Source organism: Rhodococcus sp. AW25M09 (assembly GCF_000333955.1).
GTDB lineage: Bacteria > Actinomycetota > Actinomycetes > Mycobacteriales > Mycobacteriaceae > Rhodococcoides.
Genome location: NZ_CAPS01000043.1, coordinates 1 through 20,875 on the forward strand (window position 1 = coordinate 1; position 20,875 = coordinate 20,875).

Here is a 20,875-nt window from a genome sequence, read left to right on the forward strand (position 1 = left end):
TCTCGAAGTATTCATAGTTGAATCGTACTTATCATGCGCATGAATACAAGGGTTGCGCGCATCTTCGCCTGAACGGAGCGACCGGGGCGGACGAGGTCATCGCTGCCGAGGGGCTCGAATATCGCTCGCTCCTCAGGCTCAATGACCTCGGCCTGTAACTCCGGCCCGAATTGGCTTGCTAACGAACCAATTGCGCGACGACCACGAAGTTGTCGTCGGTGGGCTCGCCGCCCTGTACGTCGCAGTTGGCGAGTATCAATCGTCCGGGCACCGACTTTCTGAGTTCGTTGTCCGCCAAGAAGGATCCCTTCGGCAGTGGGCCCACCGATTCGACTGCGTAGTCGAGTGTGCCGCTCGGCGTGCGTAGCACCACGGTGTCTCCCGGCTCCACCACCCGCAATGCCTTGAACGGGGCGTCACGCTTCGAATAGTTGTGTCCGGCAACAACTACCGTTTGTTCGGTGGAGGTTCCCGGCATGCCGCTCTCGGCCCACCATGCCGGCAGTTCGTCGACGGGGTTCAGTACCTGGCCGCTGGCACCGCCGCGGTAGAGCGGGTCGGGGTAGATGGGGCTACTCAAATACGTCGTGCCGTCCGAGGAACGGAGTTCTATGTACTCGGGCTGGGCGGGGGCAACGTCGATCGCCGGTGGACCCGCGGAAAGCTGCGAGTCCACCGGCGATCGATCGGGCGCGGCGATCCCGACTTCGTCACTCGCACAACCTGATACGAGTAGAACGAAAGTCAGGATCGCCGCCCACAGCCAGCGGATACTACGAGGTGGCATCGGTGGAGCTGCGGCGACGCAGGTAGAACGCTCCGCCTGCTGCTGCGACCACGACCACGCCGACTCCGGCAAGAATTGCCGGGGTGTTGGACGAGCTGTCCGATCCGCCCGACGCTTCGTCGGAGGAGTCGCCGAGTGCGAAATCGACCGGGGGTAGGTCGCCGGCGACGCTGACGACACCGTTGTCGTCGGTGGTGAGGTAATCGGCGACGGTGAACGATCCGTCCTCGTTCTTGACGCCGACCAGGGATACGCCGGTCTTGTCGACGACGACGGTGTTCTCGTCTATCTCTGTGACCGGAACGTCTTCTGCCACTGTGTCACCGAGGTTGATGGTCCAGCTGAACTTCGGGCCGCTCGCGGCCAGTTCGTCCGCCTTCGCCTTCAGGTCCGTCTGGACCTTCGCGGCGGCATCTGCGGCGGCTTTCGCCTCGGTGGCCTTGGTGTTTGCGAGTGCCAAGTCGGCTTTCACCTGGTCGGCCTTGGCTTGCGCATCGGTAACGGCGGTCGCCTTTGCGGTGACCTCGAGGTCCGCTGATGCCTTTGCTTCGTTGGCTGCATCCAGCTTGGTTTGAGCCTCGGCAGCGGCAGCTTCGAGCTTCGCCATGTCGGCGTCGGTCGGTGCTGCGTCGAGCGCTTCCTGCGCGGCCGTGAGGGCTGCAGCTGCTGCGGTCGCTTCGGCTTCTGCGGCAGCGGCTAGCTCGCGAGCCTTCGTAGCCGCCTCGGTGGCGGCCTGCGCTTCTTCTGTCGACGCCGCAGCGGTGGCTTCGAGCTCCTTTGCTTTGGCTTCTGCTGCGGTAGCGACATCGGCGGTCACTCGAGCCTCGACGGCGGCGGACAACGAGGCGGCTGCCTTGGCGGTCGCGGATTGCACGGCCGCTGCAATCTTTTTGAGGTTGAGGGTCTTGAATGCGTCTTGGACCGCGACGAGGGAGTCTTGGACCGCCTTCGCCGATGTCTCGGCATCAGCGGCTGCAGTGGCGGCTGCGGTGGCTGCCGTGCTGGCCTGTGCCCTGGCTTCCGTTGCGGCTGCGACATCTTCGGGATTCCCGGACGCCTTCGCGGCCGCCTCGAGCCTCACAGCCTCGGCTTCGGTGCTTGTAGCTTTGGCATCCGCTTCCGTTTTCGTTGCAGCTGCGGCTTCGGCCGTGGCCTGCAACTGTGCGGTGTTGTCCTTGGCTGCCTGCACGGCCCCGGATGCCGCGATCTGATCGACCTTGGCTGCCGTCGCAATCACTTCGGCTGCCTTGGCCTTCGCCACGGCCTCGGTCGACTCGACCTTCGCCTTGGTCACTGCGTCGCTCGCTGTGGCGTCGGCGGCCTTGGCTTTGTCGAGCTCGGCCTGCGCAGCTGTGGACGCTGCGGCTGCGGCCTTGCTGGCTGTTTCGGCGTCGGCCAACGCCTTCTTCTCGGCGTCGGAAAGCTGAGGAATGAGTTCGACGTTGACGGTGGCCGATCCGTCCTCGTTCATGACGACGCCCGCCGAAACCTGAGGCATGGGGCGATCGGTCGACGGGGCAGCCGGCGGCACGATCGGAACGTCGGTCTGTTGGACTTCGGCGTTCGGCGCGACCAGGTCGCCTACTGGAGGTGTGGTGCCTGTTCCGTCCTCGGAGACTGTGCCCGAGTTGTCGGTTCCGGCTGTTTCTCCACCCTCTTCTCCGGTGGGAGTTCCGGAATCGGTCCCTCCGTCGTCGGCAGGCTGCTCGACGACGGAGCTATCGGGCGTCGTGGGCTCCTCTGCACTGGCAATTCCCGGTGCGGCGATGGAGAGGGACAGTGCCATGGCGGCCCCGGCAGCGGCGAGGCGCGCCTTCTTGGACCTGGCGATCGACTTGTGCGACATGGAGATTGTGGCCCTTCGGTCGGTGGCAGCATCGTGCTGCGCGCACCCGTCCTCCCACGCGGAACGGGTGTTGTTGGTGAGTCACACGAACAACCGTGATTTGCAGACCGTAAACCAACCGGCCGGTCCAGGAAACCCCGATGGACCTTTACCCGCCTTTTGGTTATGAAAGTGTTACCCATGAGGCGTATGTGACGGATGGTGTCGCCGACGCACAACGACGGCCGAGATCCGTGATCTCGACCGTCGCGACAAGGCTTTCGGAACAGGCCGGCTCAGTCGCCGACCGTCACCGCGCGGGCCTCGTCAAGACTGTGCGGCGCCGGGTCGTGATCGTCGACGTGCGCCAAGACTCTGCGGCCGGTGGACAGCACGACGATCGCGAGCAGGGTGCAGGCTGCGCCGACCCAGAACGGCACGTGCATGTTCGATTCGCCCAGCTTTCCCGCCAGGTACGGAGCCGCCGCGCCGCCGACGAAGCGAACGAAGCTGTACGCCGCCGATGCCGTGGACCGCTCCACCGGTGCCGAGATCATCACGGTCTCGGTGATCAGGGTGTTGTTGACGCCGAGGAACAATCCGGCGACGACGGTTCCCACGATCAGGACGGTCTTGTTCTCGGTGAACATCGCCATGACGCCCAGGTCGACGGCGAACAGCAGCAGCGCGAGCATCATCATGTTCAGCGTTCCGTAGGCCCGCTGCAGCTTCGGTGCGACGAACACCGACGCCACCGCCAGGCACAGACCCCAACCGAAGAAGATGAAGCCGATCGAATAGGTGCCCATGTCCAAGGGGAACGGCGTGTAGGCGAGCAGGGTGAAGAAGCCGTAGTTGTACAGCAGTGCGGTGATGCCGACGGTCAGCAGTCCGCGGTGCCGGAGCGCGCGAAACGGATCGAGAATCGAGGTGGTGTGCTCGGGCTTCGGAGTGTCCGGGAGCATGACGATGAGCAGGATGAACGCAATGGCCATCAGTACCGCGACGCCGAAGAACGGTCCACGCCAGCTGAACCCGCCGAGCACGCCGCCGACGAGGGGGCCGGTCGCGATGCCGATACCCAGTGCGGCCTCATAGAGGATGATCGCGCGAGCGACTCCGCCCGATGCTGCGCCGACGATGGTCGACAGCGCCGTCGCGATGAACAGTGCGTTGCCCAGTCCCCAGCCGGCGCGGAAACCGATGATCTCGCCGACCGATCCGGACGTGCCGGCAAGGGCGGCGAAGACGACGATGATCGCCAATCCCACCAGCAGGGTGCGCTTGGGTCCGAGCGGCTCGACACCACTCCGGTGATCAGCATCGCGACACCGGTGACGAGCATGTAGCTGGTGAACAGCAGCGACACCTGCGACGGCGAGGCGTTCAGTTGTTCACCGATGGGCTTGAGGATGGGATCGACGAGGCCGATGCCCATGAAGGCGATGACGCTGGCGAATGCGACGGCCCATACCGCGCGGGGCTGCTTCAGCAGGCTGTCGGGGGAGGTGCTGGTGGTCACGACAGAGTTCCTCTCATTCCGTGATCGACGGATTCGAGAACGCTGCGAAGCTCGCTCAAACCGTCGGTCAGTTTCTGGATCTGTTCTGGGTCGCGGTCGGACAGGTACGGGACGAGTCCGTCGACGAGGTGGCGTCGACCCTCGGCGAGCCATCGATGGCCGGCTTCGGTCATCTCGATGAGCACGGCGCGCGAGTCGTCGGGGTCGGGTTTTCTGGTGACGAGTTCGGCTTTGCCCAGCTTGGCGAGCAGTGCCGTGGCCGACGGTTGGGAGCATCGGTCCAGCTCGGCGAATGTGCTGATGCGCAGGGGCTGGTATTCCTCGAGCAACGACAGGGCGCGCATCCAGGCTCTGGGCCATTCGTCACTGCCGAACCGGGCGGCCAATCGGACGAAGCGCGACGAACTGGTGATCAGCTGAGAGAGGAGGTCCCGGATGTCTTCGTCTGAGTGGCTCACCAAATTATTGTTACATACACTAACTATGTATGGCAAAGTGCAGCAAGTGCGTCGAGCAGAGGCAGGTGTGGTGTGTCAGTGCCGGCCGAGAAGATCGGCGATCTCGCGATCCCATTCGGCGTTCCGCCGGCCGTCGTACCGGAAGCACATCAGATGGAAGAAGCCGATGAGGAAGATCGCTACCAGCACCCAGCTCCCGATCGCGTTGAAGATGGACGCAGCGGTGACGTCCGACGGCGTCAGCGGCCGAATCGTCTGATCACCGTTGTTGTCGATCCAGATTTGCGCGGTGGTGCCGGCCGGAGCGCCGGTCTCGACGCTGACCCGTCCGGTGTGTTCGACGCCCCGATAGGTCCAACGGGAGTCGACGGCAGTGGCAGGCGCGGCACCGGACGAGCCGAATTCGGTCGAGGCCACGGATGCAGTTTCTGCAACGGCCGTCGTGGTGGCGGTGACCTGGTGAATCGATCCTCGTTGACTGTCGAGGCGCTGTTGCTGATCGGCATGGGCGCTCGCACCGATCCACAGCGACACCGGGATCATGGCTATCAGCAGCGCGGTGACCCAACGCTTGATGCGGGCCTGACGGATGTCGCAGTCGCGCAGCAGCGGGTTGGGGTACTCGGCGAAATCGGCGCGTGCGGAACTGCCCTGACCGGTGAGTCTGCGGCGCATGATGGTCCCCACTACTTTTCGATTATCCGTCCGACGTTTCAACGATGCCGACGCGGAGTGCGACTATCAAGCGATAGGGGCCAGCGTCACATGTGACGTTCGACTGTGGTGGAGGTGGCGAAGTGACTATCGGTCGAGTGCGTCGTGGTCGCGCGGCTGCGCTGGTCGCAGGGGCGGTGACGGTGATCGGGGCGTGGACTGGGTCGGTACCGCTGCAGCGCGTTGCCAAGCCGCTGATCGTGCCGGCGCTGGCGACCGGGCTCGATCCCGCGCGGGATCGAGTTCTGCTGACGGGTCTCGTGGCGGCCACGGTCGGTGATGTCCTGTTGATCGACCCCGACGACGATTCCGCTCTCGAATGGGGCGCGCGTGCGTTCACGGTGATGCAGGCGAGTTATACGTATCTGCTGCTTCGCCGGGGTGTGCGTCCCACGCTGCTCGACGCGATTCCGCGGTACGCCGGATGGGCGGCCGCATCGGTGCTGATGTTCAGGCGGCAACCTGCGGTGGCGTCGACTCTGTCCGGGTACGGCGCGGTGCTGGCCACCACATCGACCCTGTCTGCCTGTTCGCTCTCCCACGGCGGCGATCGACGACTGATGATCGGCGGCGCGTTGTTCACCGCTTCGGATGCGTTGATCGTGTTCCGCCGATTGTTCTTGGCCGAGGACCGGCATCGCCGAACCGCAGAGGCGATCATCCTGTCGACCTACGTGGCGGCGCAGGTGCTACTCGTCGATGCCCTGGGTTCGGGGTAGTAGCAGAACCCGTTCGCGATGGGCAGGGTCGACTCGGACGGCAATGACTGTGCCCGGCGCGAACCTGGAAGTGTCGGGTTTCGGGATGCCGTAAACGATCTTGCCGAAGTAGCTGCCCGAGCCCGGCACGGTGAACTCCAGGTCCAACTCGGCAGTGTCGTCGTCGATCCGGCGGATGGCATCGACCGTCGCCCAACCCTCGACGCCGTGTTCGATCAGTTCTTTCTGCTCACGAGTGGGGCGTCCGGCGATCATCATCGCCAGCCCGAGAGCCGCGCCGAATCCGGCGACCAGAGCCGCAAGTTGATACGGAAGCGTTCCGGGCGGGGTGCGGTCCATCAACCAGCCGATCCAGAACGCCAGCACGATCGAGTAGCAGATCGTCACGATGACGACCGATCGCACGATTCTCGTGTTGTTCACGTGGGTGCTCCTGGGCCGCGCGAGGCGGCCGTTCGATATTCGACGATAGGGGGTTACCGGTAAGTAGGGTTACATGTACGGTGTTCGATGTGACTCGACCAACTGTCTTCATCTCAGGCGCAGCAGCCGGCATCGGCCGCGCGACGGCTCTCAAGTTCGCAGCCAGTGGCTACCTCGTCGGTGCGTACGACGTCGACGAGACCGGCTTGGCATCGCTCGGTAAGGAAGCTGCCTCGCTCAGCGGTCGGGTAATTACCGGCGTCTTGGATGTAACCGACTCCGACCAGTGGGAAACCCGGTTGAAGGAATTCGTCGGGGAGGGAGACGGCCGACTCGACATTCTGATCAACAACGCCGGAATTCTCGCAGCGGGTGCCTTCGAGGACATGCCACTGTCGGTGCACCGTCGTCAGATCGACATCAACGTCAACGGCGTCATCTACGGCACCCTCGCGGCCTTCCCGTACCTGAAGGGCACGGCAGGCGCGCAGGTCGTCAACCTGTGTTCTGCGTCGGCCATCTACGGTCAGCCCGAGTTGGTGACGTACGGCGCTTCCAAGTTCGCTGTCCGCGGCATCACCGAGGCGTTGGATCTCGAGTGGAGCAAGTACGACATCTCGGTCAAGGCCATGTGGCCACTGTTCGTCCAGACTGCGATGACCAAGGGCGTCTCGACGGGCACCACGAACTCGTTGGGTGTCCGGCTCACCGTGAAAGATGTGTCCGACGCGATCTTCGCCGCGACCCGTCCGGTGAAGCGCAGGTTGCACAAGGTGCATTTCCCGGTCGGACTGCCGTCCAAGGCACTCTCTCTCGGTTCACGATTCTCGCCGGCATGGCTTACTCGCGAGGTCAACCGGCGCCTGAGCCACACCTAGGAATTCCCACCGGACGATGCCGGCGCACCGCCGGTATCCTCGGTCTTTCGAGCAATCGGTGTCGGAAGGTGGGTCGGGGTTTCTTCATGCTGAGCACGTCGGGGTCGAGTAGGACCAGAAAAATACGGTCGGTACGAGCTTGGATGATCGGGATCGGAGCGGTGACGCCGCTCGTTCTCGCCGGATGCGGTGGTGAGTCCGCTGCCCAGCCATCGACGCCGACGAGTACCACCACGCCCGCGGTCACGACGCCTGCGACGACCACGCCCGAGGTAACCACCACTGTTGCGCCGTTGCCGAACAGCGAGGAACCACTGCCCCCGCCTCCGGTCGAGCCACCGCCCACGTCCGAACCACAGACGACGTACGCCGCCATCGGGGGCGCGTACTACTTCACTTCTCCCGACGGTCTGTTCCAGTGCGGCATCGTGCCGTTGTCGAGCCGAACCGAAGCCGGGTGTCAGGGCACCACCACGCCGGTTCCGCCGCGGCCCGAGGATTGCATGATCAACTGGGGCAACGGTATTCGGGTGACCAACGACGGGCCTGCAGCGTTCATGTGCTCGGGCGGTGTGGTCTACACCTCGGGTGGCGAAACGATGGATCCACCGCTGGCGGTCGGTGCGACCATCGCCGAGGGCGGCTTCACCTGCTCGTCCGCAGCGAACGGCATCTCGTGCGTCGACGATGCGACCGGCCACGGATTCCGAATCGCACCGGAGAGCAACGAAGTCTATTGAGCGAGAACTCGATCGACAGCGAACTCCCGTCGGGTGATGCCGGTCCCACCGAGTGGGGCGAGAATCCCCACGGCGTCGGACCCTGGGCCGACACGCACACCGAACCGTTGCCCGACGATCCGCGGTTGGATCCCGAACTGCTTGCAGACGGCGACCGACGCAACGTCGTCGACGCCTACCGCTACTGGCGCCGCGAGGCCATCGTCGCCGACATCGATACTCGACGCCACAGTTTGCACGTGGCCATCGAGAACTTCACCAACGATGCGAACATCGGCACGGTCGTGCGCACGGCGAATGCTTTCGCTGCTCAGGCGGTCCACATCGTCGGCCGACGTCGATGGAATCGCCGCGGTGCCATGGTGACCGATCGCTACCAGCACCTCCAACACCACGATTCGGTGGAGGCGTTGATGGCGTTCGCAGCGGAGCAGGGCCTGGTCGTCGTTGCCGTCGACAACACCCCCGGATCGGTACCGATCGAGACAGCCGAGTTGCCACGAAAGTGCCTCCTGCTGTTCGGCCAAGAGGGACCGGGTGTCACCGACAGTGCACGTGAGTCGGCCTCGATGACGGTATCGATCGCGCAATTCGGTTCCACCCGCAGCATCAACGCGGGTGTTGCTGCGGGAATCGCCATGCACTCGTGGATTCGGCGCCATGCCGACCTCGACACTGCATGGTGATCCTTCGGCCGTTCTCGTGCGGGATGTAACGAATCAGCAACGGTAGTGGCAGGATTGTGGGTATGCAGGAGTTGTGGTCGCAGCGTGCAGACGCCGCGGAGGGGGCCGTCGTCGCGCGGCACATGCGTCGGCTGTGGGGTATGCCGGGGACGACACTCGGAGTCGTCGCCTGGCCGCCGGTTCGCCGGGAGCGGATGTTTCTGCGTTGGCACTACTGGTGGCAGGCGCACCTGCTCGACTGCGCCGTCGACGCCGCCGACCGCGATCTCACCACCAAACGCCGTCGGAGACTGAACAAGATCACCCAGGCACACCGAATCCGGAACATCACCGGCTGGACCAACAACTACTACGACGACATGGCGTGGCTCGGGTTGGCGCTCGAGCGGGCCCAGCGACAGCATTTCGTCGGGAACCGACGTGGCATCCAGCAGATAGAGATGGAGTTGTTCGATGCCTGGGCTCCGGACGAGGGCGGCGGCATTCCGTGGCGCCGGAAGTCCGATTTCTACAACGCCCCCGCCAACGGCCCGGCCGCGATCATGCTCGCGCGCACCGGTCGACTGTGGCGTGCCCAGGAGATGTCGGACTGGATGGACCGCACCCTGCGGGACACGCGAACCGGCTTGATTCTCGACGGAACGCACACCACTCGAGCGCTCGTCGACGCGGGAAAACCGGGTGAGGTCGAGCGCGCGATCTACAGCTACTGCCAGGGCGTCGCACTGGGCCTGGAGACCGAACTCGCAGTGCGGCTCGGCGAACCCAGACACGCGAAGCGGGTCCACGGGCTCGTAGACGCCGTCGAGAACCACCTGACCCGCAACCTCGTCATCACCGGTGGCGGCGGTGGCGACGGCGGTCTGTTCAATTCCGTCCTCGCGCGCTACCTGGCCACGGTTGCAGTCGAGCTCCCCGGCGACTCGGACGCCGACGATCGTGCCCGCGAAGTCGCCGCGGCGATCGTGCTGAACTCGGCGGAGGCCGCGTGGGAGAACCGACTCGAAGTGGAAGACAACCCCCTGTTCGGAGCCGACTGGACGCGCGAAGCGCGGTTCCCGGGACAGGGGCTGCACATCGCCACCTTCACCGAGGGCACGGTAAGGCCGTCGGAGGTGCCCGAGCGAGACCTGTCGGTCCAACTGGGCGGCTGGATGCTCATGGAGGCGGCCTACCGCGTCGCGGCTGCAGGCTTCTAGCTCGTTCGGCTGGACGGGTCCACTTTTCCCAGCGCGACCGTAGCCGCTATTCGACGACCTCGTCGACCTCGATGGTCTCCTCGGGGCGAGCCATTTCCTTGCGGTACTGCCAGATGCCGAGACCTGTTCCGACCACCAACAGCACGATCATGCTGATGAGGACGGCGGGCATCAACCACGGAATCCCCTCGATAAACGAACCGAAGTAGAACCCGATCAGCAGCAACACCGGGGCCCAGATGATCGCGCCGAGCGTGCTGGCGATGGTGTAACGGCGGTGATCCATTTTTGCCGCGCCTGCCACGAGCGGGCACAGCGTGCGCACCCAGGGAATCCACCGTGCGACGAGGACCGCCCAGAATCCGTGCTTCTCGAGCAACACGTTCACCCGGTGGAGGTTCTTGGTATTGAGGTATTTGCCGTTCTTACGTGCCACCAGCGTCGACCCGGTCCGATGGCCGATCATGTATCCCACCTGGTTGCCGGCGATGGCAGCGACCATCGCTCCGACCGAGAGTGCCCAGATGTGCCCGGTGCCCGACGCATGGGTCGCCATCACGATGCCTGCGGTGATCAGCATCGAATCCCCGGGGAGGAACAGGCCGATGATCACCGCGCATTCGATGAACACGAAGGCCATGACGACGATCCACACGACGAGGGGACCCGCCGTATGCAGCGGGCCGAAGCTGCCGACGGCGTCGTTGGATACGGCCTGCAGGGCTGTAGCGCTCAGCGCAGTGGTAACCGAATACACAGGCTCGATCACTTTCGGAAGATCTCGATCAGGACGTGGTGTCCGGGGCGTCGGCCTCGATGGCGTCGGTTGCTTCGCCGAGGGGGGTCTTGCGGGCCTTGATCATGCGCTTGCCGACCTCGATGACGATGGGCAACACGGAGACCGCGACGATGATCAGGAAGATGATGTCGACGTGTTCACGGATGAATGCGATCTGCCCGAGCAGGTAACCCAGGACCGTCACGCCCGCGCCCCAGAGGACGCCGCCGACGACGTTGTACGTCAGGAACAGCGAGTACTTCATGTGCGATGCACCGGCAACGACCGGCGCGAACGTGCGCACAATCGGCACGAATCGGGCCAAAATGATGGTGATCGGACCGTGCTTTTCGAAGAACGCGTGCGACTCGTCGATGTACTTCTTCTTGAAGAATCGAGCATCGTTGCTCTTGAAGAGTGCAGCACCGCCCTTGGTACCGATGAGGAAGCCGACCTGATCGCCGAGGATGGCCGCGATCGGGATCAGGATCACCAGCGTCCAAATGGACGCGAACGGCTCGATTTCGGTGGACTTCGATGCCGCGATCAACCCGGCGGTGAAGAGCAGGGAATCGCCCGGTAGAAGCGGGAAGAGGAGCCCCGACTCGATGAACACCACCAACAGGAGCCCGACGAGCACCCAGTTACCGAAGGAATTGAGCAGGTTCACCGGGTCGAGGAATCCGGGCAACAGGGCCAGATTCGTCACTGTGTCCGAGGCAGCTAGAAGACTCACCGCGCCCACACTACCGGCCGAAACTGTGAAGTCCTGAACAGCTGGTGACGCCCGGCTGTGAACGCGGTGGCCCGTTCTCGGCCCTGCGGAACGACCTGATGGACTCGGAGTGGCGCCTGCGGAACGACCCAACTGGCTCGGGAGTGGAGCCTGCGGAACGACCAAACGGATGCGGGTACGCACGACACCGAGCACGAAGGTTGCCATACTGCACAGGACACAATCGATCTTTCAATGGAGGAATGACGCCGTGCCTATCGCAACTCCCGAGGTCTACGCCGAGATGCTGGGCCGGGCGAAGGAACACAAGTTCGCTTTTCCGGCAATCAACTGCGTGGGTTCCGAGTCCATCAACGCCGCCATCAAAGGCTTCGCCGACGCGGGTAGCGACGGCATCATCCAGTTCTCGACCGGTGGTGCCGAGTTCGGCTCCGGTCTCGGCATCAAGGACATGGTCGTCGGGGCCGTGGCGCTCGCCGAGTTCGCGCACGTGATCGCCGCCAAGTACGACGTCACCATCGCGCTGCACACCGATCACTGCCCCAAGGACAAGCTGGACACCTACGTTCGACCGCTTCTCGCGATCTCGCAGGAGCGCGTCGACGCCGGCAAGAATCCGCTGTTCCAGTCGCACATGTGGGACGGATCGGCCGTTCCGATCGACGAGAACCTCGAGATCGCCAAGGATCTGCTCGCGCGCGCAGCTGCGGCCAAGATCATTCTCGAAATCGAGATCGGTGTCGTCGGCGGCGAAGAGGATGGCGTCGAGGCCGAGATCAACGACAAGCTCTACACGTCGAACGAGGATTTCCTCAAGACCGTCGAGGCGCTCGGCGCGGGCGACGCAGGCTCGCGTTACCTGCTCGCAGCCACCTTCGGCAACGTCCACGGCGTCTACAAGCCGGGCAACGTCAAGCTCAAGCCGTCCGTGCTCGCCGACGGCCAGCGCGTCGCCAGCGAGAAGCTGAGCCTGCCCTCCGGCTCGAAGCCCTTCGACTTCGTCTTCCACGGCGGTTCGGGCTCGGCCAAGAGCGAGATCGACGAGGCGCTCGAGTACGGCACCGTGAAGATGAACGTCGATACCGACACGCAGTACGCGTTCAGTCGTCCGCTGGCCGGGCACTTCTTCGCCAACTACGACGGTGTGCTCAAGATCGACGGTGAGGTCGGAAACAAGAAGGTCTACGACCCGCGTAGCTACCTCAAGAAGGCCGAGGCCGGTATGACCGCCCGCGTCATCGAGGCATGCAACGACCTCAAGTCCGCAGGCCGCAGCGTGAGTGCCGGCTAGAGCGGCTTCGCCGCATGTGCGCGGAACTTCGTAGCCTGCTACGAAGTTCCGCGCACATGGTTTTTCAGCTGCACACCTTCCACTCATCGTCCTCGAGGCGTAGGTCGAAGGTGCGCGGCGACCGATCGTTGGGGTTGGCGTCGGTGTGCGCGATCACCTGGGCAATGGCGGTGGTGTCGTCGGTGACCTGAATGGCGTCGACGCTGTCGAGGGTCGGGATGCTGCCCTGCTCCACCGAGACGCGGTGAACGTCGGCGAAATCGGCGTCCGGAATGTCGCGATAGTAGGTCTCCAGATCGCCGCACGAGTTGCTGCGCAGGGTGGCGAGGTCGCCGGCAGCCAGAGCCCTCGTGAACGATTCGACTGTCGACCGGATCCGCGCCTCCGGTGAGTCGTCGACGCTGTTGCGGTCGAGCAGCAGGTACGCCCCGGCCGCCACCGCCCCGATGACGACCACCGCAGCCACCAATGCCGCCCACCATTTCTTGTGGCTCCGCTTTCCGGGTTCCGTCGGCGGCGGCCCGATGCGCTGGGGTCCGACCTGCTGGGGTCCGACCTGCTGGGGTCCGACCTGCTTGGGTACGGTCCGCTCGGCTCCGACGGTGCGCGACTTGTTCAGGGGTGACTTCTTCTCCGCTGCACTGGACTTCGCAGGTTTGTCGGCCGGGCTCCGCGGCGGGATACGACGCGGAGCCGCGGTCGGCTTCGCAGTCGACTCCACTGGTACGTCGGCGGGAGCTGCAGGAACTCTCGCGGTGGAAGGGTCTTCGGAAGTGGCGTCCGAGGATTCAACTGCAGACTCGGGCTCGTCCGTCTCGGCGTCGATTTTTTCGGTCGAGGTCGCGCTCGACTGCTTCTTCTTCGGATCGAGGTTCTCTGCGGTGTCGTCGACCTCTGGGGGCGCATTCTTCTTCTCGTCCGGCATGCGTTCTCCCTCATTCACCGAATTCTTCCGAGAGCCCTGTGGTCTCGATTTCGTCCGCTGGCAGCCTATCGACCGTGTCTGCGGCTGAGCGCGAGCGAAGCAGGGGTGTTCGGACACGATTCGGTGACGTAGGGGCACAATGAGCGTCATGACTTCTTTCGGTGATCTGCTCGGACCCCAACCCACACTGTTGCCCGGCGACGACGAGGCCGAATCCGCGCTGCTGAACCACGAGGCTCCCGAGACGGTGGCCGCTGCGCATCCGACGGCATCCGTCGCGTGGGCGTATCTCGCCGAGGGTGCGCTCGACTCGGGTGCCACCATCACCGCGTACGCCTATGCGCGTACCGGTTACCACCGAGGTCTCGACCAGTTGCGTCGTAACGGATGGAAGGGATTCGGGCCTGTCCCGTACAGCCATGAGCCCAACCGCGGATTCCTCCGATGCGTCGCCGTTCTCGCCAAAGCTGCCCGCGACATCGGCGAGCACGACGAGTACGCACGCTGCCTCGACCTCCTCGAAGACTGTGACCCCAAGGCAGCAGAGGCGCTCGGCCTGGGCTGATCGAGCGCGCGCCAGCCGTGTGCGTGGCCGGACTCGGTTCGAGTCGGGTTCCGCTCGACTGAAGTTGTCGCTGCTGCCGATCATTCAGTGCGCCCTGGCCGCCGGGGTGGCGTGGTTCGTCGCGACGGACATCGTCGGTCACGAACGACCGTTCTTCGCGCCCATCGCGGCTGTTGTGTCGCTCGGAATCTCGCTCGGTGCGCGGTTGCGTCGGTCCGCAGAACTCGTCGTAGGAGTGACGGTCGGCATCGGCATCGGCGATCTGCTCATCGCGCTGATCGGTAGCGGGCCGTGGCAGATCGCGCTGGTGGTCATGTTGGCGATGTCGGCCGCGGTGTTCCTCGACGGTGGTCCGATCATCGCGATGCAGGCCGGATCGTCCGCGGTGCTGGTCGCAACCCTGATTCCGCCGGGCAACATGGGCGGCCCCAACCGCATGGTCGATGCGTTGGTCGGTGGTCTGGTCGGCATCGCGATCGTGGCATTGGTCCCGACACATCCGGTGTGGCGGGCCCGCAAGGATGCGGCGAACGTATTGGCGACTGCTGCGAGTGTGTTGCAGAAGGTGGCCGACGGTTTGATGGCCAACGATCCCAAGCCGATCGAGGATGCCTTGAAGAGAGCGCGCGCGACGCAGTCGGGTATCGATGCGCTGCGCACCGACCTCAAGGGCGGCCGCGAAATTGCGCGGATTTCGCCTATGTACTGGAATCACCGCAATCGTTTGGCTGTACTCGCGGCGACGGCCGATCCCATCGACAACGCCGTCCGCAATATTCGGGTGCTCGCGCGGCGATCCCTGACGCTGGTGCGCGACGACGAGATTCTCGATCCGCGTGTGGTCGACGAGGTGGAGAAGCTGGCGCACGCCGTCGAGGTCCTGAGGCAGATGATTCTGGCCGATCCGGGTCAGAAACCCGATGGTGCGGAGGCGGCGCGGGTGTTGCGGTCGGTTGCGGCCGGGGCCAAGCCGGAGCTGATCACGAACGCCGGGCTGTCGGCGACGGTGGTGCTGGCTCAGTTGCGGTCGATCATCGTCGACCTGCTGCAGGTCGCCGGGCTCAAACGCATCTCTGCGTTGGCCACACTTCCGCCGACGGTGAAGCATCCGCACGTCTCACCCGAGGAGCAGTAGGAGCCCGACGAACCATTGCATATATGCGTATGTACGCATATGGTGACTCTCGGAAGTCGATACCGGTAGGCGAGGGGGAGTCATGGGTGCGGGCCACGGTCACAGTCACGGCGTGGGCGGTCACTCGCCCGCAGGTGCGGGGCCGCCGAAGTCCCGTGTTCGCAAGATGGTTCTCGCCTTGGCGATTCTGGTCGTGTTTCTCGTCGTGGAGGCCACCGTCGCGTTGGCGATCGGGTCTCTGGGGCTCTTGGCAGACGCCGGCCACATGCTCACCGACGTGCTCGGTATGTCGATGGGGTTGATCGCCCTGCTACTCGCCCGCAAGGGAAGTGCGGCAGCGGCACGAACTTTCGGCTGGCACCGCGCCGAGGTGCTCACTGCCATTGCGAATGCCGTTCTGCTGCTGGGTGTTGCGGCGTTCATCATGTACGAGGCCATATCTCGTATCGGCGATGCTCCGGAAATCCCCGGTGCGCCACTCGTTCTCACCGCCGCTCTAGGACTGGCCGCGAACATCGCCGTCATGCTGCTCATTCGCGGCGACGCCAAGGACTCCCTCGCTGTCCGCGGCGCATACATGGAAGTTCTGGCCGATGCGGTCGGCAGTGTCGGGGTGCTCGTCGCCGGCGTACTGATGGTCGTGTTCCAGTGGACCTGGGCCGATATCGTCGTCGGCGTTCTGATCTCCCTGTGGGTGATCCCGCGTGCGATCAAACTCGCCGGTTCGGCGCTGCGCATTCTCACTCAGGCGAGCCCGGCGGACGTCGACGTCGACGCGCTGACCGGAGACCTGCGCGCGCTCCCCGGCGTGACGGGTGTGCACGATCTGCACGTGTGGACGCTCACCACCGGAATGGATGTGGCCACAGTGCATCTCGAGTGCGAGGGGTCGTCGTCGGTGGTGCTGGACCGAGCCAAGTCGTTGCTGTCGACCTACGGCCTCGACCACGCGACGGTGCAGGTCGAACCCGCCGCGCACGGCCGGACGTGCAAGGAAGAGATCACCTGGTGACGGTGCGAACCTCTCGGCCCGGACGCCACACGTCGATCTGCATGTGATCGTCCACCAGTGACGTCAGCACGACCTCGGTGATGTAGAGGTCGAACACGTGATACGGCTCGGGTTCACCCGGCGAAGCGTCGAATATCGGTTGCAGCACAGCCGGATCGGTGATTTCGACGGCTCGCCCGCCGATCTTCGCATCGCCGCCCTCCATCGAATGATGACCCGGGTTGCTGTGCAGCGCGAACCGTCCGTCGCGCTGCAGGTCGTGCGCCTTGGCTGCGCCGAGCATCGAACCGAGGCGCACGACGCCGCTGTCGACGAACTCGACCTCGGTTCCGCTCACGCGGGGTGCGCCGTCCGCTCGCAGCGTCGCGAGTACGTGATGCTTGTGTGCGGTGAATCTGGCCTGAACCGCCGAGGCCAGGTGCGGTGCAGCAGTCGAGAACTCGTTCCACGTCGTCATGGGGAAATTATGCGACCCGGCTCCGACAAAATCGGGAACGTCTGCACGCTACGCGCCTGCATCGACGGAATCCCGTCGATCGCGTTCGATACCGTGCAGTGGTTCCCGCTTGCGGTTTGGATCGGCGACGGCGGAAAAGTCGACTGTCAGATCCAGAAACGCATCAGGTAGTTGCCGTTGCCTGCGTAGAACTCGGGAACTCCGGACAGTCCGAACAGGGTGTAGATCGCTCCGAAGAATGCGGAGTTGATTGCCGGCACGAACAGCAATGCCACTAGTACCAGCAGGCCGTACGTCTTGAACTGGGACAGCGATGCCCGCGTGGCAGGTGAGAGCGAGGGCTCCAGTGCGGCGTACCCGTCCAGGCCCGGCACCGGAATCAGGTTGAGGATCGTGGCCATGATCTGCAGAAACGCCAGGAAACTGAGTCCGTACCAGAAGGCAGAGTGGGTGCCGCCGGTGCCGAACAATCGGATGACGACCAGAAGCACCACGGCGGTGACGGCGTTGGCGAACGGACCGGCGAGGGCGATACGCCGCTGCATCCCGGCCGAGAACTGGCCGGTGCGTAGGTATACGGCACCGCCCGGCAATCCGATTCCGCCGATCGCGATGAATGCCACCGGGAGCACGATGGACAACAGCGGGTGGGCGTATTTCAGCGGATTCAGAGTGAGGTAGCCGCGGAGTTCGACTTCGCGGTCGCCTGCGCGAAAAGCAGTGAAGGCGTGACCGAATTCGTGCAGGCACACCGAGGCTATCCACCCCGCGAGTACGAGAACGAACACCCCGATGCGCGCGGCGACAGATGTGACGTCCTCGGAGGTCCACGCCAGTGCGCCGCCCACGCCGGCGACGGCCAGAACGGCGACGAACACCGGGCTCGGGAGAACAGGACTGCGCCGCACTGGAACGGTCATCGGACCAGCAACCACTCCTGATCGTGCCGGTAGAACGTCGATCGCTTCACCGTTCTGTCGCCGGCGATACCGTCGCGCATCAGCCGCGCGGCAGGGGAGCCGAGTTGCATCGCGCGCCCGCTCACCCAGCGGCGGGGCAGGAACCGTCGACGGCTGATCACTCGCGCGCGCAGGCCGGGCAGTTCCGCGGTGGGTGCCACCTCGACGCCGGGGACGACGCCGGAGAACAAGCGAGTGTCGTCGACGTAGACCTCGCCCTCGAGTTCGGCTCCGTCGGCCCCGCCGAGCAGTGCCCGACCGACGACGGCCTTGCCTGCGTCGTCTCGAATCAGGGGTGTGCTCGACGCCGTGCCGGTCAACGCCACTTTGGCGGCGCGGGATCCGGTGCCGAGCTTGTAGATGTGGGCTGCGTTGGTCGCGGTCTCCGGTACGAAAGCGATTTCGACGTGCAAGCGGTCGGTCCGCATCATCCGGGTCAGGACTGCGGCCAGCGATGCGTCGTCGCCCAGGACGATGATGCGGGGTTCCGGGGCTGATTCGATGTCGGAGAAGATCGCACTGCAGTCGTCGTCGGTCGGGACCGGCTGTGCGTTGCGCAGTGGGACGTCGGTCAGCGTGATCGGCAGCGGCGGGCTTCCGCACTGCAGAACGAACGGTGTCACAGCGCTCCTCGATCTCCGATGAATTCTCGTCACGACCATAGTGCCCTCGTTTGGGCCCGACCGTGGCGGCATGCGGGCCAGCTCACCGCCTCGGCTAGACTGTTCCCCCGGCCACTGTCGCGCCTGCGACAACTGGTGACTGCTGCATTCGTACGAGCAAATCTGCAGCACGTCCTCGCACGAAAGCAACGTAGGAGAGCACATGCCGGCGATAGTGCTGATCGGCGCCCAGTGGGGCGACGAGGGCAAAGGCAAAGCCACCGACCTATTCGGCGAACGCCTTCAGTGGGTCGTTCGCTACCAGGGCGGCAACAATGCCGGCCACACCGTGGTTCTTCCCAACGGCGACAAGTTCGCGCTGCATCTGATTCCGTCTGGAATCCTCACGCCGGGCGTGAAGAACGTCATCGGTAACGGTGTCGTCGTCGATCCGGGGGTGTTGCTCACCGAGCTCGACGGCCTCGAGAAGCGGGACGTCGACACCTCGAACCTGCTGCTCAGCGCCGATGCGCACCTGATCATGCCGTACCACGTGGCCATCGACAAAGTGACCGAGCGCTTCCTCGGGGCCAAGAAGATCGGCACCACCGGGCGCGGTATCGGACCCTGCTACCAGGACAAGATCGCGCGCGTCGGGGTTCGAGCCGCCGATGTGCTCGACGAGAAGATACTGACCCAAAAGGTCGAAGCCGCACTGGAATTCAAGAACCAGGTGCTCTCGAAGATCTACAACCGGCGCGCTCTGGATTCGCAGCAGGTGGTCGACGAGGTGCTCGAGCAAGCAGAGGGCTTCAAGCACCGGATCACCGATACCAGGCTGCAACTGAACCTGGCACTCGAGCGCGGCGAGACCATTCTGCTGGAGGGATCGCAGGGCACCCTGCTCGACGTCGACCACGGCACCTACCCCTACGTCACGTCCTCGAACCCGACGGCCGGCGGCGCGTCGGTCGGTTCCGGTATCGGTCCCAACAAGATCACCACGGTGCTCGGCATTCTGAAGGCGTACACGACGCGCGTCGGCTCGGGTCCGTTCCCGACGGAGCTGTTCGACAACTACGGCGAGTACCTGGCCAAGCAGGGCGGCGAGGTGGGCGTCACCACCGGTCGCGCGCGCCGCACCGGCTGGTTCGATGCCGTCATCGCGCGGTACGCCACCCGCGTCAACGGCATCACCGACTACTTCCTGACCAAGCTCGACGTGCTGTCGAGCTTGGACACGGTGCCGATCTGCGTCGCCTACGACGTGGACGGTGTTCGGCACGACGAAATGCCGATGACGCAGACCGGTTTCCACCATGCAAAGCCCATCTACGAAGAGATGCCCGGTTGGTGGGAAGACATCTCCGGTGCCCGCACGTTCGAGGAACTGCCGATCAACGCGCAGAACTACGTCCTTCGTCTCGAGGAACTCTCGGGTGCGCACATGTCGTGCATCGGCGTCGGTCCGGGTCGCGACGAGACCATTGTTCGACGAGACATTCTGCGATAAGTAATTCGAGCTAAACAAAAGCCCCGAGGCGTGCAGCCTCGGGGTTTTTTCGCGCTCAGGGTCGTCGGCAATTTCGACTCGAACCTAAAACAGCGACTGAGACCGGAAAGTAAAGCAAAATACCGACACGCTCGCTGTGAAATGGTGTTTGAACAGCTGAAATCAGCTGGAGGACGGAGTGTCGCGTCTGCTGTGCTGCTTTACATGTTGAGATTGTATGTAAATGTCGGTAGCCGACGAGTTGGTGAAAATACGGACAAAAAGTCCTTTGGACTTTTACTTCTACATGGGTAACGGACCACACGGTCCTTGCGACACAATGACCAACGCACCAGTTGCGGAGGCCTCTTCGGATGGCCGACGACCCGACCGGGTCACCCCCCTCGGCCTCATGGAACAAGGCCACCGAAGAAAGTAGAAACAATGAACAAGGCAACCAAAGGCGCCATAGCCGCGGGGGCGGCAGCTGTACTGCTGCTCGGTGGTTTGGGATCCTATGCAGAATGGAAGGACTCGCGAACCATCGCTGGTGGAACAATCAACTCCGGCGAACTCCAGTTCACATCGAACGCACCGGGTGTGTGGACCGAGACTTCGGTGACGCCCAACGAAGTCATTGGAGCTGATCCGTCGGGCTTCTTGATCGTGCCTGGCGATGTCCTGACGTACAGCAGCTCATACACTATCGAATCAGCAGGTCAGAACCTCCGGGCATCTCTGACTGCCGACTTCGACGAGGTGTTCGCTGCCGGCACGACGGACCTGGCAGGGAAGCTCAATCCCGTAGTGACGGTGACCGGGTCGGGTGGCGCGGTCACCTCGGGTCAAATAGTGCCGCTGACCCTGACAGTAGGAAGCCAGGTTGTGAACGTCACGGTGGCGCTGACCTTCGATCGTGCGACCACCGACCTGATCGCACAGAACGAAAGTGTCAACCTCAATGCAATGACC

General features: G+C 64.1%; 22 protein-coding genes and 2 pseudogenes. 12 read left to right on the forward strand and 12 right to left on the reverse strand.

What is annotated here, in order from left to right; all coding sequences use genetic code 11:
- Positions 1-77 precede the first annotated feature (77 nt).
- Positions 78-158, forward strand: a pseudogene (locus tag RHODMAR_RS29565) (orotate phosphoribosyltransferase); the annotation flags it as partial.
- 20 nt (positions 159-178) lie between these two features.
- On the opposite strand, the gene RHODMAR_RS07940 reads toward RHODMAR_RS29565, so the two are convergent.
- From RHODMAR_RS07940 to RHODMAR_RS26900, 5 genes and pseudogenes are all read right to left on the reverse strand, one after another.
- On the reverse strand, positions 179-676 hold the full coding sequence (locus tag RHODMAR_RS07940) for a class F sortase (protein ID WP_008713233.1): 498 nt from the start codon (positions 674-676) through the stop codon (positions 179-181).
- Between the two features lie 97 nt (positions 677-773).
- Positions 774-2,633, reverse strand: a complete 1,860-nt coding sequence (locus tag RHODMAR_RS07945) for a hypothetical protein (protein ID WP_008713235.1) — start codon at positions 2,631-2,633, stop codon at positions 774-776.
- Between the two features lie 275 nt (positions 2,634-2,908).
- A pseudogene (locus RHODMAR_RS07950) lies at positions 2,909-4,134 on the reverse strand (MFS transporter).
- Positions 4,131-4,592, reverse strand: a complete 462-nt coding sequence (locus RHODMAR_RS07955; protein ID WP_042938402.1) for a MarR family winged helix-turn-helix transcriptional regulator — start codon at positions 4,590-4,592, stop codon at positions 4,131-4,133. The pseudogene RHODMAR_RS07950 and the gene RHODMAR_RS07955 overlap by 4 nt, the downstream one beginning before the upstream one ends.
- Positions 4,593-4,667: 75 nt before the next feature.
- Positions 4,668-5,267 carry an Rv1733c family protein gene (locus RHODMAR_RS26900; protein ID WP_008713238.1) on the reverse strand — a complete coding sequence of 200 codons (600 nt, stop codon included), beginning with the start codon at positions 5,265-5,267 and terminating at the stop codon, positions 4,668-4,670.
- A 128-nt stretch (positions 5,268-5,395) separates the two neighbouring features.
- On the opposite strand from RHODMAR_RS26900, the gene RHODMAR_RS07965 reads away from it, so the two are divergent.
- Positions 5,396-6,025, forward strand: coding sequence for a lysoplasmalogenase family protein (locus RHODMAR_RS07965; protein WP_081605934.1), 630 nt, complete (start codon positions 5,396-5,398; stop codon positions 6,023-6,025).
- Here the strand turns inward: RHODMAR_RS07965 and RHODMAR_RS07970 are convergent.
- Complete coding sequence (locus RHODMAR_RS07970; protein WP_042938405.1) at positions 5,996-6,448, reverse strand: hypothetical protein; 453 nt, start codon at positions 6,446-6,448, stop codon at positions 5,996-5,998. The two genes, RHODMAR_RS07965 and RHODMAR_RS07970, sit on opposite strands and share 30 nt — an antisense overlap.
- An 80-nt stretch (positions 6,449-6,528) precedes the next feature.
- On the opposite strand from RHODMAR_RS07970, the gene RHODMAR_RS07975 reads away from it, so the two are divergent.
- From RHODMAR_RS07975 to RHODMAR_RS07990, 4 genes are all read left to right on the forward strand, one after another.
- Complete coding sequence (locus RHODMAR_RS07975; protein ID WP_008713243.1) at positions 6,529-7,326, forward strand: SDR family oxidoreductase; 798 nt, start codon at positions 6,529-6,531, stop codon at positions 7,324-7,326.
- A 143-nt stretch (positions 7,327-7,469) separates the two neighbouring features.
- The gene (locus tag RHODMAR_RS07980; RefSeq protein ID WP_008713245.1) at positions 7,470-8,066 is read left to right on the forward strand and encodes a DUF6636 domain-containing protein; all 597 of its coding nucleotides are present in this window, start codon (positions 7,470-7,472) and stop codon (positions 8,064-8,066) included.
- Positions 8,063-8,752, forward strand: coding sequence for a TrmH family RNA methyltransferase (locus RHODMAR_RS07985; protein ID WP_008713247.1), 690 nt, complete (start codon positions 8,063-8,065; stop codon positions 8,750-8,752). Before RHODMAR_RS07980 ends, RHODMAR_RS07985 begins: the two co-directional genes overlap by 4 nt.
- A 62-nt stretch (positions 8,753-8,814) precedes the next feature.
- Positions 8,815-9,951: a glycoside hydrolase family 76 protein gene (locus RHODMAR_RS07990; RefSeq protein WP_008713249.1), complete on the forward strand. Its 1,137-nt coding sequence runs from the start codon at positions 8,815-8,817 to the stop codon at positions 9,949-9,951.
- Positions 9,952-9,997: 46 nt separating this feature from the next.
- Here RHODMAR_RS07990 and RHODMAR_RS07995 read toward each other — a convergent pair whose 3' ends face one another.
- Positions 9,998-10,591: a DedA family protein gene (locus tag RHODMAR_RS07995; protein ID WP_081605935.1), complete on the reverse strand. Its 594-nt coding sequence runs from the start codon at positions 10,589-10,591 to the stop codon at positions 9,998-10,000.
- A 145-nt stretch (positions 10,592-10,736) separates the two neighbouring features.
- Positions 10,737-11,465 carry a VTT domain-containing protein gene (locus RHODMAR_RS08000; RefSeq protein WP_042938415.1) on the reverse strand — a complete coding sequence of 243 codons (729 nt, stop codon included), beginning with the start codon at positions 11,463-11,465 and terminating at the stop codon, positions 10,737-10,739.
- 250 nt (positions 11,466-11,715) lie between these two features.
- Between RHODMAR_RS08000 and fbaA the strand changes: the two genes are divergently transcribed.
- Positions 11,716-12,756 (forward strand): class II fructose-bisphosphate aldolase, encoded by a 1,041-nt coding sequence (gene fbaA, locus RHODMAR_RS08005; RefSeq protein ID WP_008713255.1) that lies wholly within the window; start codon positions 11,716-11,718, stop codon positions 12,754-12,756.
- 64 nt (positions 12,757-12,820) lie between these two features.
- Here fbaA and RHODMAR_RS08010 read toward each other — a convergent pair whose 3' ends face one another.
- Positions 12,821-13,681: an Rv0361 family membrane protein gene (locus tag RHODMAR_RS08010; RefSeq protein WP_008713257.1), complete on the reverse strand. Its 861-nt coding sequence runs from the start codon at positions 13,679-13,681 to the stop codon at positions 12,821-12,823.
- Between the two features lie 148 nt (positions 13,682-13,829).
- Here RHODMAR_RS08010 and RHODMAR_RS08015 point away from each other — a divergent pair, with 148 nt between their 5' ends.
- The 3 genes from RHODMAR_RS08015 (at position 13,830) to RHODMAR_RS08025 (ending at position 16,393) form a co-directional block, all read left to right on the forward strand.
- Positions 13,830-14,246 (forward strand): DUF3151 domain-containing protein, encoded by a 417-nt coding sequence (locus RHODMAR_RS08015; protein WP_042938417.1) that lies wholly within the window; start codon positions 13,830-13,832, stop codon positions 14,244-14,246.
- Between the two features lie 64 nt (positions 14,247-14,310).
- Positions 14,311-15,381 carry an FUSC family protein gene (locus RHODMAR_RS08020; protein ID WP_042938419.1) on the forward strand — a complete coding sequence of 357 codons (1,071 nt, stop codon included), beginning with the start codon at positions 14,311-14,313 and terminating at the stop codon, positions 15,379-15,381.
- 82 nt (positions 15,382-15,463) lie between these two features.
- Positions 15,464-16,393, forward strand: a complete 930-nt coding sequence (locus RHODMAR_RS08025) for a cation diffusion facilitator family transporter (protein WP_008713263.1) — start codon at positions 15,464-15,466, stop codon at positions 16,391-16,393.
- Here RHODMAR_RS08025 and RHODMAR_RS08030 read toward each other — a convergent pair.
- From RHODMAR_RS08030 to RHODMAR_RS08040, 3 genes are all read right to left on the reverse strand, one after another.
- Positions 16,383-16,850 carry a pyridoxamine 5'-phosphate oxidase family protein gene (locus tag RHODMAR_RS08030; RefSeq protein WP_008713265.1) on the reverse strand — a complete coding sequence of 156 codons (468 nt, stop codon included), beginning with the start codon at positions 16,848-16,850 and terminating at the stop codon, positions 16,383-16,385. The genes RHODMAR_RS08025 and RHODMAR_RS08030 overlap by 11 nt on opposite strands.
- 146 nt (positions 16,851-16,996) lie before the next feature.
- Positions 16,997-17,770 carry a site-2 protease family protein gene (locus tag RHODMAR_RS08035; protein WP_008713267.1) on the reverse strand — a complete coding sequence of 258 codons (774 nt, stop codon included), beginning with the start codon at positions 17,768-17,770 and terminating at the stop codon, positions 16,997-16,999.
- On the reverse strand, positions 17,767-18,471 hold the full coding sequence (locus tag RHODMAR_RS08040) for a hypothetical protein (protein WP_051047873.1): 705 nt from the start codon (positions 18,469-18,471) through the stop codon (positions 17,767-17,769). Before RHODMAR_RS08040 ends, RHODMAR_RS08035 begins: the two co-directional genes overlap by 4 nt.
- Positions 18,472-18,634: 163 nt before the next feature.
- On the opposite strand from RHODMAR_RS08040, the gene RHODMAR_RS08045 reads away from it, so the two are divergent.
- Both RHODMAR_RS08045 and RHODMAR_RS26905 read left to right on the forward strand, forming a co-directional pair.
- The gene (locus tag RHODMAR_RS08045) at positions 18,635-19,924 is read left to right on the forward strand and encodes an adenylosuccinate synthase (RefSeq protein WP_008713270.1); all 1,290 of its coding nucleotides are present in this window, start codon (positions 18,635-18,637) and stop codon (positions 19,922-19,924) included.
- Positions 19,925-20,347: 423 nt separating this feature from the next.
- A partial coding sequence (locus RHODMAR_RS26905; RefSeq protein WP_008713272.1) for an alternate-type signal peptide domain-containing protein occupies positions 20,348-20,875 on the forward strand: 528 nt, incomplete at its 3' end.

Bases quoted from the DNA above. Each gene is read 5' to 3' on its own strand.
- RHODMAR_RS08035 (WP_008713267.1), bottom strand. From the start codon at position 17,770: ATGACCGTTCCAGTGCGGCGCAGTCCTGTTCTCCCGAGCCCGGTGTTC.
- RHODMAR_RS08010 (WP_008713257.1), bottom strand. From the start codon at position 13,681: ATGCCGGACGAGAAGAAGAATGCGCCCCCAGAGGTCGACGACACCGCA.
- RHODMAR_RS08045 (WP_008713270.1), top strand. From the start codon at position 18,635: ATGCCGGCGATAGTGCTGATCGGCGCCCAGTGGGGCGACGAGGGCAAA.
- RHODMAR_RS08015 (WP_042938417.1), top strand. From the start codon at position 13,830: ATGACTTCTTTCGGTGATCTGCTCGGACCCCAACCCACACTGTTGCCC.
- RHODMAR_RS07990 (WP_008713249.1), top strand. From the start codon at position 8,815: ATGCAGGAGTTGTGGTCGCAGCGTGCAGACGCCGCGGAGGGGGCCGTC.
- RHODMAR_RS07945 (WP_008713235.1), bottom strand. From the start codon at position 2,633: ATGTCGCACAAGTCGATCGCCAGGTCCAAGAAGGCGCGCCTCGCCGCT.
- RHODMAR_RS07995 (WP_081605935.1), bottom strand. From the start codon at position 10,591: ATGGCCTTCGTGTTCATCGAATGCGCGGTGATCATCGGCCTGTTCCTC.
- RHODMAR_RS08025 (WP_008713263.1), top strand. From the start codon at position 15,464: ATGGGTGCGGGCCACGGTCACAGTCACGGCGTGGGCGGTCACTCGCCC.
- RHODMAR_RS08040 (WP_051047873.1), bottom strand. From the start codon at position 18,471: ATGGTCGTGACGAGAATTCATCGGAGATCGAGGAGCGCTGTGACACCG.
- RHODMAR_RS08030 (WP_008713265.1), bottom strand. From the start codon at position 16,850: ATGACGACGTGGAACGAGTTCTCGACTGCTGCACCGCACCTGGCCTCG.
- RHODMAR_RS26900 (WP_008713238.1), bottom strand. From the start codon at position 5,267: ATGCGCCGCAGACTCACCGGTCAGGGCAGTTCCGCACGCGCCGATTTC.
- RHODMAR_RS07980 (WP_008713245.1), top strand. From the start codon at position 7,470: ATGATCGGGATCGGAGCGGTGACGCCGCTCGTTCTCGCCGGATGCGGT.